The following is a 16,133-nucleotide window of genomic DNA, read 5'->3' as shown; positions in this document are numbered from 1 at the left end:
GACGGGAAAGCCAGGTCAGGCGAACTGAGTGAAGTCGGGCGCGCGGCGCTGGACGAAGGCCATGAACGCCTCCTTGGCTTCGGGGCTTTGCAGGCGCTCGAGGAATTCCTTGCTCTCGACGTTCATGTGCGCCGTGATCGCCGCGGCGTCGCGCATCAGGCGCTTGGTCGCGCGGATCGCGCCGAGCGGCTGTGCGGCGATGCGGGCCGCCGCGCTTTCGATCGCGCCGACCAGGTCGGCGACGGGCACGACCGCGCTCGCCAGCCCCAGCGCGACGGCGTCGCGCGCCGCGACCGCCTCGCCCAGCGCCAGCATCGAGAACGCGCGCAGATGGCCGACCCGGGCGGGCAGCAGCAGGCTCGACGCGGCCTCGGGCACCAGCCCCAGGCTGACGAACGGCGTGGTCAGCTTCGCGTCGTCGGCGAGGATGACGTGGTCGCAGTGGAGCAGCATCGTCGTGCCGACGCCCACCGCGCGGCCCTGCACCGCGGCGATCAGCGGCTTGTCGTTCTCGGCGATCGCGCGGATGAAGCGGCCGACGTTGCGCGGGCCGTAGCCGGGCCTGGCGGACGCGAAGTCGGCCAAGTCGTTGCCCGCGGTGAAGATATCGCCTTCGCCGCGGATCGCGATGACCCGCACCGCCGTGTCGGCCTGCGCCGCGCCGATCTCGTCGGCAAGCACGCCGTACATCGCGTCGGTCAGCGCGTTCTTCTTGTCCGGGCGGTTCATCAGCAGCGTCAGGACGCCATCGGCCTTCGTCACCGTCACATGGTCGGTCATCGTCACTTCTCCCTGGAAAATCTGGTGCCGGCCGCCTCCAGCCAGCGCGCGACGATCGTGAGTTCGGCGTCGTCGAAGCCTTCGCACAGGCGGTCGTTCAGCAATTTCGCCGACCGCGCCGCCTCGATCCGCAGCGCGCGACCGGCATCGGTCAGCGTGATGTTCCATGCCCGGCCATCCGCCGGGTCCGGGCGGCGCTCGACCAGCCCGTCGCGCGCCATGCGGTCGAGCAGTCCCGACAGCGCCGGCGCGCCCAGGCCCAGGCTGGTGCCGAGACGCTTCATCGGCACGCCGTCGCCGGTCGGCGGCAACGCCATCAGCAGGCCGGCGCGCGCCGCGGTGCTGCCATCGACATCGCCCTGGATCGCCGCCTGTACCCGGCGTTGCGCCAGCGTCAGCAGATAGACGAAGCGCGGTCGCCGCCCCGTTCCGTCCTTGCCTGTCCCGCCATACGCCATCGTTCGCTGCCAACTCGAATCATGTTCGTATGCGAAGTATATAGTTCGCGAGCGAAATACAATTATGATCTTTCGCGAATGCGCCGGTGACACCGCGCGACAGCGCCGCGGGATCGGCTCCCGTTCATCGAATCGCTGCTATCGGGACCGAACCAGGGGGCGAAGAGAGCGTTTACGCCCCGGAGTTCTGGCAGGAGGTTTCATGAAGGCGCTTTTCGTTCTGGTTCCCGCACTCGCGCTCGCCGGCATGGCGGCCCCGGCGACCGCCGCTCCGCAACAGCGCGGCACGCAGGCGCAGCGTGCCGACAATGCGCGCCAGTCCGCCGCCCTGCGTGCGCGGATCGGTCAGGTCGAGGCCCGGATCGCCCAGGCCGAGCAGACCCGCGCGATCGATCGCACGCAAGCCACCCTCCTGCGCCGCGACGTCGCACGGACTCGACAGGACCTGACCCGCCTGTCGCGCAGGCAGGGCTTCGTCAGTCCCGCCGAACTCGCCTCGTTCAACCGTACGCTCGGCGGCATCGATGTCGTACTCGACAATCGCGGTGTCGCGCGCAGCCTGGCCGGGGACGTGCCGAACCACCACGGTCACGGCCATGCCGGTGGCCGCGATCCGCGGCAGGACTTCACCGACCGCGGTTTTCCGACGGCGGAGCGGCATTACGGCAACGACGCGCTGCCAAGCGCCGAGGTGACGGCCTTCCAGCGCACCGACGCCCGCCTGCGCTATCGCAACGCCCGTATCGAGCGCGACGGCAACGGCTGCGCGGTCTACGAAGGCACCGCGCGCGACGGGAAGGTTCGCCGGGAACGCCTGCTGTCGCCGTCGGGTCAGCCGATCTGCACGCGGCGCTGACCCGACCCCGGGGATGATGATGGGTGGTGCAGTATCCTCTTTCAACCGATGAAACTGGATGGATGGTTGATGGTTAACCGGTAGAAACGGAGAAGAAAATGAAAGTGTTTTTCGCCGCGATCGCCCTGACGTTTGTAGCATCACCCGTTCTCGCCGACACGCCGGGCGCCAACTGGCTTCCATCCGGCAAGGTCGGTGCCGCCATCGCCAAACAGGGATACCAGATGACCAAGGTCGAAGCCGACGACGGTCACTGGGAAGGCGAGATGACGAAGAATGGACGGCTGTATGAATTTCACGCGGACCCTCGCACCGGCAAGCTAATGAGCGTGAAGCCCAAGCATCGGGGTCACGACTAATCCCGACAGGGCGATCCTGCGACGGTAACACGTGGGACCGTGACGTTACGATGATCCGCTCTCCGGCGTGACGAAGGTCGTCGCGACGCCGGAGAGCGGTGATTTTCAGCCGTCGAGTCCCTCGACGATCATCGAGCGATAGTCGGCGCCCAGAAAGCGATGCTTCAACGCCACCTGATGTTCGGGGCTGTCGTAGAAGGCGCGCGCCGCCTCCATGGTGTCGAACCACGCGATGACGACGCCTTCGGGCGCGGCGCCCTCCAGCGGATGGAGCGCACCATAGGCGGCCACCACGGTCGCCCCGGACGTCGCCAGCAGCGGCGTCACCAGATCGGCATAGAATTTCAGTTCCTCCGCATCGCGGGCGCGCTTACGGATGAAGATGGCATACGCACTCATCGTCTCCATCACAGGTGGGTCGGGTGTTGGTCGCTCAATGCTCAATGACGACCTTGCCGAACACCTGGCGGCGGCCGAGATGCTCGATCGCGGCGCGCGCGTCGTCGAAGCTAAAGCGGCGGTCGATCATCGGCTTCAGGCCGGTGCGCTCGACGAAGCGGACCAGGTCCTCCAGGTCGCGGCGGCTGCCGGTGGTGATGCCCTGAAACCGCGCATAGCTGAGGAACATCGACAGATAGTCGACGCCGCCCTCGAACCCGCCGAGCACACCGACCATCGACACCTGACCGCCCGCCGCGACCGCCTTGAGCGACTGGGAAAAGGTCGCCGCGCCGACCGTGTCCACGACGCGGTCCACGCCGTGTTCGGTCATCGCGCGCGCCATCGCGCCCCATTCCGGATCGGTGTCGTGACGGATGACCTCGTCGGCCCCCAGTGCGTGCAGCCGGTCCGCCTTGTCCGTGCTCGACGTGGTGGCAATGACGCGCGCGCCGAGCGCCTTGGCGATCTGTACCGCGAAGATCGAAACACCGCCGGTCCCCTGCGTCAGCACGATGTCGCCGGCGCGCACACCGGCCAGCGCGGTCCAGGCGGTGACGCCCGAACAGACCAGCGCGGCGGCCTGTTCGAACGACAGTCCGTCGGGCGCGCGGACCACGGTTTCAGCACCGACGACCTTGTATTCGGTCAGCCAGCCATCGACGTTGAGCGAGTATTGTGCGGCCGCACTGACACCGTTGAAACCGCCGCCGAACCATTCGGGGAAGAAGCTGTTGATGACGCGGTCGCCGGGTGCGAAGCGGGTGACGCCGGGGCCGACAGCCTCGATCTCTCCCGCCGCGTCAGACAGCGGCACGACGTCGGGCTTGACGGGGGCGGGGATCATGCCGGTCAGCAGCGCGAGGTCGCGGAAGTTGAGCGCGGTGGCGCGGACCCGGATCAGCACCTGTCCCGGACCGGGGACGGGCACCGCTTCATCTACGATCTTCAGGTCGTCGAGCGAGCCGGCCTTGGTCATTCTGTAGGTACGCATGGTTTGTCTCCTGTCTTGCTGATCGACAGATAGGCGGACCGGGCGATACGGATAATAGCTCAAAGGCTTTGATTCCTGACCGATCGTCCAGCACGATGCGCCATGGACCTCTTCGATGACGTCGTGAGCGCGATGAGCGTGGCCAGTTCGCTCTATGTCCGGGTCCGGCTAAGCGCGCCGTGGGGCGTCGCGTTCGACACCGGCTATCAGGCGCGGCTGATGATGGTGGCGGACGGTGAGGGCTGGCTGCTGAAGGCCGGCGACGCGCCGCTCCGCGTGGCCGAGGGCGACTGCCTCATCATCAAGGAGGGCACGCGCTTCGCGATGGCGGATGCGCCCGACAGCCGCATCGTCGATTGCGCCGAACTGTTCGTACACCTGCCCGGCTTCTCGGCGGAAACGGGGTTCACCACCATCCCTGACCGCACCGTCCGTCACGGCGGGGAGGGCGCGGTGATGGAGATCGTGTCGGCACGGCTGTCGTTCGATCCGGTCGCGGCCGAACCGCTGCTGGCGGTGCTGCCCGACCTGCTCCACGTCCGGCTGGGCGACGATCATCTGCCGCTGCTGGAGACGACGCTGCGGCTGATCGGGCTGGAGAGTCTGGGCGACGGGCTGGGCGCCGATCTGGCGGTCGAGCGGCTGACCGACGTGCTGTTCATCCAGGCGATCCGCGCATGGGCGGCGGCGGACGGGTCACAGGCCGGGGGCTGGCTCGCCGCGTTGCGCCACCGCTCGCTCGCCCGCGTGATCCGGCAGGTCCATGCCGACATCGCGCGCGACTGGACGGTCGAGGACATGGCCGAGGTGGCGGGCGTCTCGCGCTCGACCTTCGCGCAGCATTTCCGCGCGGTGCTGGGCGAAACGCCGCTGAACTACGTCACGCGGTGGCGGATGTACCGCGCCAAGATCCTGACGCGCAAAGGTGCTGCACTGGCGGAGGTCGCCGTCCGGGTCGGATACGACTCCGACACCGCGCTCAGCCGTGCGTTCCGCCGGATGGAGGGGCTGGCCCCCGGCGAATGGCGGCGCACCATCGGCGGTCAGGTCGCGGGCGTACCGATCGCCGCCTAACCGGTCGATGCGAGAATGAAGGCCGCGGCCTCGTCCAGCGCGCGCTCCGCCTCGGGGATCGGCGCGGCCAGCCAGACGTGGAACATGCCGGGATATTCCGACAGGCGCAGATCGGTGCCGCTCGCCCGCGCACTCGTCGCGAGGCGTCGCGCGTCGGACACCAGGATATCGTCGGTCCCCGCCAGCACGAGCATCGCGGGCAGGCCCGCGAGCGACCCGAACAGCGGGCTGATGACGGGATCGTTGGTCCGGCGCGCGCCAGCCCATGAGAAGCCCGCGTCGCGCAACCGGTCGATCGACAGGATATGGTCGCGCTTCGCGATCTCGGTCTGTGCGGGATCGCTGACGGTGGCGTCCGCCCAGGGCGAGATGAGGACGAGCCGCGCGGGCAGCGGCGTGCCGCGGTCGCGCCACCGCTGGCACAGCGACAACGCGATCCCGCCGCCCGCCGAATCGCCCGCGATGACGACGTTCTGCGCGCCGACCGCGGCGACCATCTCGGCATAGAGTGCGTCGATCATCGCGAAGGCCGGTTGCCAGTCGTGCTCCGGCGCCAGCGGATAGAGCGGCACGGTCAGCTCGACACCGGTCCGCGCCGCCAGCCCGCCCAGGATCGGCCAATGTTCCTTCAGCAGGTCGAGCTGGAACGCGCCGCCGTGGAGGTAGATCAGGCGCAGGTTCGTCGTCGCCTCGCGCGCGGCGACGACATAGGCGCTGCCACCGGCGATGGCGCGCAGGTCGATGGCGAACCGCGACGCGATCCGTTCGGGCGGGGCCGCCGGTCCCGCCGCGCAATTGAGCGCGATCAGCGCCGCGTTGCCCTCCGGCGTATCGGTCGCCCCCACGCGATCGCGGCGCTTGATGAGGGCGACGATCGCTTCGGCCTTGGCGCTGCGATGGTTGCGCCGCGCGCGCATCGAAAGCAGCGCCGCCCCCAGCCCGACCGCCGCCCCGGCGGCGAGCAGCGCGACGGCGACGCCGCGTCCCCCCTTGTCGTCACCCATCACGAGATCCCCTCCCCTCACAGTGCGGCAGCAGCGGCGCGCGCAGCCGTCCGTCCCGAAAACAGGCAACCGCCCAGGAACGTGCCTTCCAGCGCGCGATAGCCGTGCAGGCCGCCGCCGCCGAACCCCGCGACCTCGCCCGCCGCATACAGGCCGGGGATGATCGCGTCGTTCCGGTCGAACACCCGTCCGTCCAGATCGCACTGGAACCCGCCGAGCGTCTTGCGGGTCAGGATGTTGAGCCGCACCGCGATCAGCGGCCCGTGCGCGGGATCGAGGATCTTGTGCGGCTTGGCCACGCGCGACAACCGGTCGCCGCGGGACCTTAGCGCATTGCGCATCAGCATCACCTGCGCATCCTTGCCGAAGGCGTTGTCCATCTCGCGATCGCGCGCCACAAGCTCGCGTTCGATATCGGCGAGCCTGACGAGATCGCCGCCGACCAGCGCGTTCATCCGCGCGACGAGCGTCGGCAGGTCGTCGGCGACGACGACGTCCTCGCCATGCCGCTTGAACGCCTCGATCGGGCCGGGCGCGCGCTTCACGTTGAGCGCGCGGCGCAGCAGCAGGCGGACGTTCTTGCCGGTCACGTCGGGGTTCTGCTCAGACCCCGACAGCGCGAATTCCTTGGCGATGATCGTCTGATTTAGGACGAACCAACTATAGTCGTGACCGGTCCGACCGATCGCCGCCAACGTACTCAGCGTGTCGTTGCCGGGATAGTCGGGTGCCGCGAACCGCTTGCCCGTGGCATCGAACCACATCGACGACGGGCCGGGCAGGATGCGGATGCCGTGCCGATTCCACACCGGCGACCAGTTGCGCAGCCCCTCGACATAATGCCACATCCGGTCGCGGTTGATGAGCTTGCCGCCCGCCGCCTCCAGCACCGCGATCATGCTGCCGTCGACGTGCATCGGCACGCCCGAGATCATCGTCGCGGGCGGCGGCCCGAGCCTTTCGGGCCAGTTCGCCCGCACCATGTCGTGATTGCCGCCGATCCCGCCCGAGGCGACGATGATCGCCTGCGCGCGCAGTTCGAAGTCGCCGGTGCGCACCCGCGAGGTCTCGCCGCCGCGCGGTACGCCGCTGGGTTCGAGGACGGCACCGGCGATGCCGGTTGCGACGCCGTCGGTCAGCATGATGCGCTCGACCTTGTGCCGCCAGCGGAAGCCGATGCGCCCCGCCGCCGCATGGTCGCGCACCCGCCGTTCGAACGGCGCGACGACGCCGGGCCCGGTGCCCCAGGTCAGGTGGAAGCGCGGAACCGAATTGCCCGGCCCGCTGGCCGACGCGCCGCCGCGTTCGGCCCAGCCGACGACGGGGAGGACACGGTGGCCCATCGCGCGCAGCCAGCCGCGCTTCTCGCCCGCCGCGAAATCGACATAGGCCTCTGCCCAGCGGCGGGGCCAGTGATCCTCATCGCGGTCGAAGCCCGCCGTGCCCTGCCAGTCCTGCCAGGCGAGGTCGCGGCTGTCCCTGATCCCCATCCGCCGCTGTTCGGGGGAATCGACGAAGAACAGGCCGCCCAGCGACCAGACCGCCTGCGCGCCGATATTCTGTTCGGGCTCCTGGTCGACGATCACGACGCTGCGACCGGCGTCCGCCGCCTCCGCCGCCGCGACGAGCCCCGCCAGCCCCGCGCCGACGACGATGACATCCGCATCCTGCATCGTGATCTCCGTCACTTGCTGTACCGGCGACCGGGATACATCGAAATCAACGGGAAGATTGTCGGATATACGACAATCTCGTTTTGGGGCAGCGTCAGTCGCCCTGCGCGATGCCGGTCAGGTCGCCCGTCACCCGGACGCTTCCATAGCCCAGTTCGATCAGGCCGCGACGACGCAGGTCCTGCAACACCGCGTTCACCGTCTGGCGCGACAGGCCGACATTGGCGGCGAGTTCGTCCTGCGCGATCGACAGCGGCACACCCGGACGGCGGCCGTCGAGCGCCTGGAGCAGCAGCGCGACCCGGCCGGCAGCGGGCATCGACAGGAGGTTGCGGATAGACGCCAGCGCCGCGCGCTGGTGCAGGCTCGCCATCCGCCCGATCGCCCGCCAGAGCCCGGGCGTTTCCGCACCGATCTTGGCAAGATCGCCGTGCGAGATATGAAGGACCACGCTGTTGCCGTGCGAGACGGCGTCCTGCTGGCGTGGTCCGTCGTCGAGGCTCGACGCCTCGCCGAACCACTCGCCCGGCCCGGCCAGCAACAGCAGGAATCCGATGCCCTGCGGCGAATAGCCCGTTAGCCGGACCTGCCCCTCGACCACCGCATACAGCCCGTCGGGCGGGTCGCCCTGCCGATAGACCGCGGCGCCATCGGTCAACGACCGGACTCCGGCCGCAGCGGAGACGGCGCTCCGGAGTGCGGCATCCGACGCCTTGAACCATTGGGATTGCGTGACTTCCCATGTGTCGAACACGGCCATCAATCGCACACCCTGTGCTGTGGGAGGAACTGGCGGCCGTCCGATGCCTTCGATCGGGTTTCCTGGCGAAGGACGAACGCGGCATTCCGTTTTTCAGTCTATCCGATGGCGTACGGCGCCGGACAGCCTAGTTGCCGACGACCGCGGGGCATCGACCATCCCCCTCCACTGCGCACTCGATCACGGTCAGTATCCCGAAGTGAGGGGATGAGGACATGCGGCGACGCTCGACGAACTGGTGCGCGAACTCGATGCCGTCGCGATCTCTTCGTCCGGTAATCTCCCGCCCCGTTCGGGCGACCGTACCGGGCAGGCGGTGACCGAATGTCCCGGATATCCGGCCGAACCTGCCCAATGCTTTGCGAACCATCAAATGCCGGGATCAAACACCTAGGGCCGCTTCGCGTTTGCCGACAGCGTTACGATGGTCGGAGTGTCGGCGAGCCGCACGGTGAAGCCGCCGCGTTCCATCACGCCCCGGTCCGGTTTCATCGCCACAGTCCCGGGTGTCGTCCCCTCGACGAACAGCCGAGCGGCCGGGGTGACGTGGTCCGCCGGGTCGAGCGTCAGGGTGATCCGGTGCGCCACCGGCGAATAGACCGCCCGCGCGATCCGGCCCGCCTCCAGCGTGATCCACTGTCCCGCGGGCGCAACAAACAGCCGCGATCGCGCACCGTCCTGCGGAACGATGGTCACCGCGTCGCCCGCCATCGTGACCGTGCCGCCAAATCCCAGCCAGCCGAAGGTCGGATCGTCCACCGCATAGGTCGCGGTGGCATAGGCATGGCCGAAGAAGCCGATCCCGAAATCGCCGCTGTACGGATCGTGTCGCATCATGTCGGGCCACGAATGGAACGCGGTCGACGAGGCACCGTCGCGATCGATTGCCGTCATCGGCCCCATCAGACCACCATAGGCGACCCGCAGCAGATGGAGGTCGGCGGGATTCCGCCGGAACGCGTCGAGCAGCGGCACCGCATTGAGCGCGGAGGCATAATGGTGGATCTGCCGCTCCACCCGCTCATATTTGCCCGACGTGCCGAAATCCCAGTAACGGCGCGCATTGCCGTTATACCCCCAATTGGGAATGGCGGGGTCGTAGCCGAGGATCACGTCACGCGTCGTCTCCGCCTGGGGGGTGAAGCCGAAATGGCGCATCCACGCATAGACTTCGGGTTGGCCGGTCGAATCCCAGGGCATCTCCGACCCGAACGGATAGCGCAGCGAGCGCCAGTGATCGGCGCGTGCCCGCATCAATCGCTCGAGATGCGCCGCCTGCGCGGTCATTCCTTCCCGCTGCAACGCGACGAGGATATCGACGTAGACATCGCCCAGCATCAGCCCGAATTCGGAATAGAGCGCCGCGTCGCGGGTCATCGCCACCGCCGTCCGGTAGCCATGATCCAGATACCAGCGCCAGTCGTGGCGCGTCACCAGCCCCGGATGATTGCGCGCCAGCCGATACAGCGCCCAGTGGACCGCCGCGACATGCGGATAGTTATACGATCGGTCGAGGCGATCCGCCTCCTTCCTGTCCCACGACCATTGCCACCAGCGGGGATCGGCCGGACCGGGATACTGGTCCGGGAACCGTGCCCGGTCATACCACACCAGACTCTTGCGCACGGCCCCGGCATGGCGGCCATCGGCGACCTGCAGCTTGCCGACGAGCGTTTCGTCCACGAAGCGTTCGATCCGCGCGATCTCACCTGCGTCGGGATTGACGAACTGCTTCATCACCGCCGCGACCCAGCTGCCCGATCCCGCCTCGTCACCGATGCCGGGAATCCACATGCGATGATCGCTGAGGACGACCTTGCCGGCCTCGCGGTCGAAACTCAGGATCGCCGGTCCCCGCCGGAACGGGTCGCCGGGATCGTCATACCATTGCCGGCTCAGCGAGAACCGGCCGAGGTCGGCGGTAGCCGCGGCCAGCGGCTTCGTCAGGAAGTAGCTGACCGTCTGCTTCCGGCCATCGGCATAGGCGATCGTCAGCCGCGCGCGGCCCCAGCCGTTCGGGCGCACCGCGAACCGGGTCCAGCCGTTCCGCTTTCCCGCCGGCGTCAACGTCAGCGCCCCCGCCGGATGGCTGGCGATCCCGATGATCGCCGACGGCGCCTTCACGAAGAACGTGCCGGTCTGGTCGGCGGGCAGGACATAGCCGGGGAAGCCCGCCACGACGGGTCGACGGTTCGCGGCCAGCGTTCGATCGATCGAGCGGATATCGGGGGACCGCGCCAACCGGACACCGAACTCCGCCGCCTCGCCCGGCGCCAGCGTCCGCCCGGTCGGAACGTTCCACTGTTCGTCCGCGCCACGCCATTCCCGGTCGGCGTAACCGGTCGAATGGATCGTCCAGTCGAAGAACCCCTCGAACGTTACCGATCGCGGCGTGCGGTCGGTGAACGGGGACGCGGTCGATTCGCCCGCCGGCGCCATCGGCACATAGGCTTCGAGCGGCGACCCCCGTTCGGGCAGGACGAGCAGCGCGGGACCGCGCCCGTTGAGGCGCGTCACCTGAAGATAGCCGGCGTCGCGACCGATATAGGGATCGACGAAGCTGGCATGGGCATGGGCATCGTCGAGGTTGCGCCCGGTCAGGATGTTGTCGAAGACCATCGGCATTCCGACAGCGCCCAGTTCCAGCGACCGGGCCGAGGTGTTCAGGATGCGAAAGCGCAGCGCGACCTGACCGCCCTCGTTCAGCCAGCGACGCTCGATCCGGAACGGCGCGTCGGCCCCCATGGTCGCGGTGATGTCGGCAGCGGCGATGGTCGCGCCGGTTGCGCGCAACGCACGGATCGGGCGGCGGGTGCGCGAGGAGTCGAAATCCCGCCACGTCCCCCCGGCTTCCCGCACGCGCAGGTGCAGGTCGCCGAGATGATTGTAGCCGTCGCCCGCGCGCGCGGCCTGATGCGAAAGGGGAACGAAGCTGAACCCCGGTTCGGACAGCGGCGATAGACGAGCCAGTGTCTGTGTGTCGCGACGCAGGCCGATCAGGAAATCGCCGACCCTCGCCTCGCGCAGCGCGACGGCGGGCGTCGTCGCGCGCGGGGACGATCGCGTTACGGTCGCGCCGCACGCAACGGCGAGAAGACAGGATGACAGGGCGATTCGCAGGAAGGGTCGGATCACGTTTTTCCGCCGGCAGGTCTGGAGGGTGGGAACCTTGCGGTCGCGATCGATCATGGAAACCGCCGTCGCGTGCGAGGATGGCGCCGTCAGGTCCACTGCCCCCGCGCCGCGAAGCGCGCCCTGGCGGTGGCGATATCCTTCATCACCAAATCGCGTTCCTTGGTGAAGGTGTCGTCGACGAAGGTGATCGTCGGGATTTGCGGCTGGTCGATCGTCACCGGGGTGTACCGGGTGAAGCCGATCTCGTGCACCCCGCTCGACCCGCGTCCCGGCGCCGCATGGCTGAGATGGTTGAACGAGGCGACGGTATCGAAGCTCGCCTGCGGATACAGGGGGTAGCGCGCGACGTGGTTCATCGGGATGAACCCCATCTGCGCGTCATAGGCCATCTCGGCGATCGGGATGACGCCGGGATGCGTCGCCGCCAGTTCCTTGACCAGCGTGCGCGTACCGACCAGCTGGTCGCCCTGCGGATTGTTTTCCCACAGGCCGCAGATGTCGAGGAAATAGGCGTCGACGGGATAGCGCGACAGCATGTCGGCGATCCGCCTCTTCAGGTGATCGCGCCAGCTCTTCACCGCGACGTTCATGAACACCATGCTCGGCTCGCCCTTGCGGTCGCCGTCCCAGTCGACATAGTCGGAGGCGAAGGGCACGTCGTAGATCGTCCGCAACTGCGCATCGGCGATCGTGTCGAACCCCGGCCACAGCGGGTTGGCGATGTTGGTGCCGAACATCAGTCCGAAGCGGAAGCCGAGCTTGCGCCCCTCCGTCAGCAGGCGCCGGAACGCCGCCTCGCCGCCGGTCGCCTTGCCGATCGTGAAGTTGGGATAGTCCCAGTAATAGCGACCGTCCCAGCCGGGCAGGAACACCATGACCGTCTTCGGATCGATCTGTTTCGCGGTCCAGCGCAGGATCTCCAGCTGCCGGTCGAAATCGTTGAAGACATAGCCGGTCCAGTGCTCGCCATGCAGCGACAGGACCAGCGCGACATGCTTCGCCCAATCGGGCGCGTCGGTGCGCTCGCGCAGCTTCGGGATGCGCCACGCCGCCTCGACCGCCTGGAAATGCGGCCGCGCCACGCCGGCGAAGTCGGCCGCCACCGCGATCCGCCAGCGACAGGTCGTCACCGTGCCGCTGCGTTCCCACCCGGCCTGCTCGTACAGCAATTCGGTCTTGTAGCCGTCCGGCCCGGGGAGGAAGGCGAAGCGCGCCGGCCGCACCTCGGTCTGGAGCGCGGAGATGCCCCAGACGCGCTTGTCGCCGCCCTCGATCGCGACGAGCGGCGTTGCCATGCCGCCCATGAGCGCGGGATATTCAACGACCCGTTCGTTGTCGCCCGGATCGCTCCAGTCGTTGGCCGACACCGACAGCCGCCCGCGCGGCAGGCCGCGCACGATAGTCTTGATCGATTTGACCGGTATGTCGAGCGCAGCCGCTACCTGCCATTCCAGCGCACCGGACGGCGTCTTTTCCAGCGTCGCGGTCAGCGATCCGGCGCGCCGGCGCGTGCCGCCCGCCCAGGTGAACCCGGCCGCCTTCAGTTCCAGGCGGCCATCGCTCCTGCGGAGCGTGACCGTCGCGGGATCGATGCCGTAGCTGTTCTCGAAGCTGATTACCTCGAACCCGAACAGCAATCCGCCGAACTCGACCGACGGTTCGGGGTTGGAGAAGCTGAACTTCATGACCGGCGCGCCCTTGGGCGGCGTGAACACCCCGTCGGTCGACGTCAGCAGACGCAGGCCGGCGGGATTGGCGACCGGTGCGGCAACGGCGCCGGGGGCGGCCATCGCGGTGGCGGCGGCCGCGCCGGCACTGCCGGCCAGCATCGTACGGCGGGATATCGTCATTCTGGTTCCTTGTTCATCTCGCAGGCGGGCACGGGGGGCCGCCGGGATGCGCGCACGCTCCCGGCGGACCGCGTCAGAAATCGAACTTCAGGCCCAGCTGATACCGGCGATAGGTCCGGTAGCTGTTGTTGGGCGTTTCCCGGAACCCGTTATAATATCCCACCGCCGGCTGCAGCGCGTTCATGGCGTTGGCCGTCAGGCGGAAGTGTTCGTTGATCCGGTACTGGAAGGTGGCGTCGACGACCTCCTGCCTGCCGAAGAGTTCGGCCCCGCCCAGTTCGGGCACGCCGCCGAAATTGGGGTTGTTCACGAAACTGGTCGTCAGCGTATAGCCGAGCCGGACCAGCACCGCATCCTTGTCGTAATAGGCGGACGTATTGATCGTGTGCTTCGCCAGGCCCGGAATCTGCGTCTTGACCCCGGCGGCGTTGGTCAGCTGGCTGTCGAGATAGGTATAGTTGCCGTCGAACCCGAAGCCGGACCACAGTCCCGGCAGTTCGACGAACTTCTTGTTGACGTTGATCTCGATGCCCTTGAACGTCGAATCCGACGAACCGTTGATCGGGCGCGAGATGCGATAGAGGAGGCCGTTGATCGTCTCTTCGGTGATGTTGTTCTGGACCAGCCCCTTCAACGTCTTGCCGAACACCGCCACCGTCACATAGCCCGATGGCGAGAAGAGCCAGTCGAGGCCGACATCGATGCCGTTCGCATAGAAGGACTTCAGGTCGGGATTGCCGCCCCCGCCGGTCAGGTCGGCGTTGAGCGTCAGCCCCGGCGACAATGCGGTGAAATTGGGCCGGGCGACGGTGCGTGCGGCGCTGGCCCGTGCCGTCAGGGTATCCGTCAGCTTCGCGCGGATCGTCGCGCTGGGCAGCCAGTCGGTGGTCGTCCCCTCGTTCCGGATCGGCGTCGCCCGCCCCGCCGACAGGGCGAAGGCGTTGCCACGATTGTGATTGCGCACGCCGCGGATGCCGAGGTCGCCGTCGATCGGGATGCCGGCGACGCTGAACCCGTAGACCGCCCGCGCATAGACCGCGTCGGTCCGCTCGCGCAGCTGGAAGAAGTTGCGCGGGGAGAACGGGGGAAGCTGCGCGGGCAACCCGACCTTCGACAGGAAGCCCAGCTTGTCCGCGAACAGATTGGGATTGGCGACCACGAAGTCGCCATCGGGCGATGCGGTCGACAACCCCGGAATCGACGCCAGCGTGCCGGTGATGTCCTGGTTCAGGCTCGCCTGGTTCGCGGTGGACCGGCGGAAGGTCCGCCGGAAGCCGACCTGGAACGCGGTCAGAAAACCTTCCGGCCGATATTCGACGTCGACCCGCTGCGAATTTCCCGAACTGTCGTTGCGCTGGAGGATCTGGTTGTAGCTGAGCCGGGTGAAGCTGGCCGGCTGGGTGATGTCGAGACCCGTGACCGAGATCGATCCGCGTTCGGGCGACGTCGCGCCGTTATAGGTCAGGTTGGGGGCGGTGCCCGCCGCGGCAAAGATCAGGATGTCGTTGTTGTTCTGGCTCTTGGTGAAATCGCCCTGCGCACTGATCGTCAGGCTGTCGCGCACCCATTTGGCCGACAGGCTGCCCTGCCCGACCGACCGGAACGGGCGGACGTACAGGCTCTGGGCGGTCAGCGCGACATTGGCATAGGTGCCGGTCCGGACCAGCGGCAGGTCGACCGGCGAATCCTCGACCAGTTTGAAGCTGCGGGCATTGGCCGCCGAATTGGCGGTCGCCGGCACCGGCGCGACCAGCGAATATTGCTGCGACTCGTCCAGGTAGCGCCCCTTGAAATAGGCCCCCGACAGCGTCAGTTCGTCGGACGGCGCCCATTGCAGGTTACCGATCACCGAATCGCGCGAATGGCGCGCGTTGATCTGGATCGGCAGGGCGAAGGACGGAATGATGGCATTGTCCGCCGCATCGCCGAGCACGCCGTTGCCGTTGATGTCGAAGACGTTGGTGCGCTTCGCATAGCTGGTGATGAAAAAGTCGCTGCGCAGCAGCACGGCGGTATGCGCGACGCCCAACGACGCGCCGATGCGGCCGATACCGGTATCCCATGCCCCGCCGACCGCGATCGATCCCTGCGGCAGGGGCTTGCCCCGCTTGTCATCCATCGACATCGACACCTGCCCGGTGGCGGCGGGTTGCGAATAGGACAGCGGCTCGCGCGTCTTGACCTCGACCAGGCCGCCGATCCCGCCTTCGATCAGGTTGGCGGACGGCGTCTTGAACACCTCGACCGAATTGACGACGTCGCCGGGAAGATCGCCGATCTGCAACGCGCGGGCGTTGGCCGTCACCGTCTCACGGCCGTCGATCGTCGTCTGGATGAAGCCGACGCCGCGGATGTTCGGCTGCTGCGCCTCGCCATTGTCATAGGTCACCTGCACGCCGGGCAGGCGCTTCAACACGTCCGAAAGGTTCTGCGAGGGCATCGAATCGATGTCCTTGGAACCGATGGCGTCGACGGTCTGCAGATTCTTGAGCCGCGCGTCGCGCGTACCCTGGCCGCGCGCGACGACGACGATCTCGTCCGAATCGTCGGATGCGGTCGCCGCCGGATCGGTCCGGTCGCCCGGTGCCTGACCGGCCGCGTCCTGCGCGTGGACCGATGCGGTCGCCAGCATCGCATAGCCGACGCAGGTCGCCAGCAGGCCGGCGCGCAGCATCCGCGAGGTGTTCGAAAGCGTGGTATTCATCGTGTCCCCTCCCATTTCCGTCCCCGTCGGGGATCGGCTTTCCCGATT

General features: G+C 67.9%; 13 protein-coding genes. 3 read left to right on the top strand and 10 right to left on the bottom strand.

The window, feature by feature from the left end:
• Positions 1–15: 15 nt before the first annotated feature.
• Together QLH51_RS06525 and QLH51_RS06520 are read right to left on the bottom strand one after the other, a co-directional pair.
• Entirely contained in the window at positions 16–780 is a 765-nt protein-coding gene (locus QLH51_RS06525) for an enoyl-CoA hydratase (protein ID WP_125656934.1), read from the bottom strand.
• Between the two features lie 2 nt (positions 781–782).
• On the bottom strand, positions 783–1,238 hold the full coding sequence (locus QLH51_RS06520) for a MarR family winged helix-turn-helix transcriptional regulator (protein WP_125656937.1): 456 nt from the start codon (positions 1,236–1,238) through the stop codon (positions 783–785).
• Positions 1,239–1,440: 202 nt separating this feature from the next.
• Between QLH51_RS06520 and QLH51_RS06515 the strand changes: the two genes are divergently transcribed.
• A complete protein-coding gene (locus tag QLH51_RS06515) occupies positions 1,441–2,094 on the top strand; it encodes a hypothetical protein (protein WP_125656940.1) in 654 nt (217 codons plus the stop codon).
• A gap of 98 nt (positions 2,095–2,192) precedes the next feature.
• On the top strand, positions 2,193–2,453 hold the full coding sequence (locus tag QLH51_RS06510) for a PepSY domain-containing protein (protein ID WP_125656943.1): 261 nt from the start codon (positions 2,193–2,195) through the stop codon (positions 2,451–2,453).
• A 105-nt stretch (positions 2,454–2,558) separates the two neighbouring features.
• On the opposite strand, the gene QLH51_RS06505 is transcribed toward QLH51_RS06510, so the two are convergent.
• Both QLH51_RS06505 and QLH51_RS06500 read right to left on the bottom strand, forming a co-directional pair.
• A complete protein-coding gene (locus tag QLH51_RS06505) occupies positions 2,559–2,852 on the bottom strand; it encodes a DUF1330 domain-containing protein (protein WP_125656947.1) in 294 nt (97 codons plus the stop codon).
• A gap of 34 nt (positions 2,853–2,886) precedes the next feature.
• Positions 2,887–3,885, bottom strand: coding sequence for a zinc-dependent alcohol dehydrogenase family protein (locus tag QLH51_RS06500; protein ID WP_125656949.1), 999 nt, complete (start codon positions 3,883–3,885; stop codon positions 2,887–2,889).
• A 102-nt stretch (positions 3,886–3,987) separates the two neighbouring features.
• On the opposite strand from QLH51_RS06500, the gene QLH51_RS06495 reads away from it, so the two are divergent.
• Positions 3,988–4,959: an AraC family transcriptional regulator gene (locus QLH51_RS06495; protein ID WP_125656952.1), complete on the top strand. Its 972-nt coding sequence runs from the start codon at positions 3,988–3,990 to the stop codon at positions 4,957–4,959.
• On the opposite strand, the gene QLH51_RS06490 is transcribed toward QLH51_RS06495, so the two are convergent.
• From QLH51_RS06490 to QLH51_RS06465, 6 genes are all read right to left on the bottom strand, one after another.
• Positions 4,956–5,963 (bottom strand): alpha/beta hydrolase fold domain-containing protein, encoded by a 1,008-nt coding sequence (locus QLH51_RS06490; protein WP_125656955.1) that lies wholly within the window; start codon positions 5,961–5,963, stop codon positions 4,956–4,958. The genes QLH51_RS06495 and QLH51_RS06490 overlap by 4 nt on opposite strands.
• A 17-nt stretch (positions 5,964–5,980) precedes the next feature.
• Positions 5,981–7,636 carry an FAD-binding dehydrogenase gene (locus QLH51_RS06485; protein ID WP_125656958.1) on the bottom strand — a complete coding sequence of 552 codons (1,656 nt, stop codon included), beginning with the start codon at positions 7,634–7,636 and terminating at the stop codon, positions 5,981–5,983.
• 94 nt (positions 7,637–7,730) lie between these two features.
• On the bottom strand, positions 7,731–8,294 hold the full coding sequence (locus QLH51_RS06480; RefSeq protein ID WP_164516127.1) for a Crp/Fnr family transcriptional regulator: 564 nt from the start codon (positions 8,292–8,294) through the stop codon (positions 7,731–7,733).
• 492 nt (positions 8,295–8,786) lie between these two features.
• Positions 8,787–11,531 carry a DUF5695 domain-containing protein gene (locus QLH51_RS06475; RefSeq protein WP_206428972.1) on the bottom strand — a complete coding sequence of 915 codons (2,745 nt, stop codon included), beginning with the start codon at positions 11,529–11,531 and terminating at the stop codon, positions 8,787–8,789.
• 86 nt (positions 11,532–11,617) lie between these two features.
• Complete coding sequence (locus QLH51_RS06470) at positions 11,618–13,381, bottom strand: hypothetical protein (RefSeq protein ID WP_125656964.1); 1,764 nt, start codon at positions 13,379–13,381, stop codon at positions 11,618–11,620.
• 73 nt (positions 13,382–13,454) lie between these two features.
• Positions 13,455–16,085 carry a TonB-dependent receptor gene (locus tag QLH51_RS06465; RefSeq protein ID WP_164516128.1) on the bottom strand — a complete coding sequence of 877 codons (2,631 nt, stop codon included), beginning with the start codon at positions 16,083–16,085 and terminating at the stop codon, positions 13,455–13,457.
• Between the last annotated feature and the right edge of the window lie 48 nt (positions 16,086–16,133).

Source organism: Sphingomonas sp. 2R-10 (assembly GCF_030062225.1).
GTDB lineage: Bacteria > Pseudomonadota > Alphaproteobacteria > Sphingomonadales > Sphingomonadaceae > Sphingomonas.
This window is presented reverse-complemented; position numbering and strand designations above follow the sequence as displayed.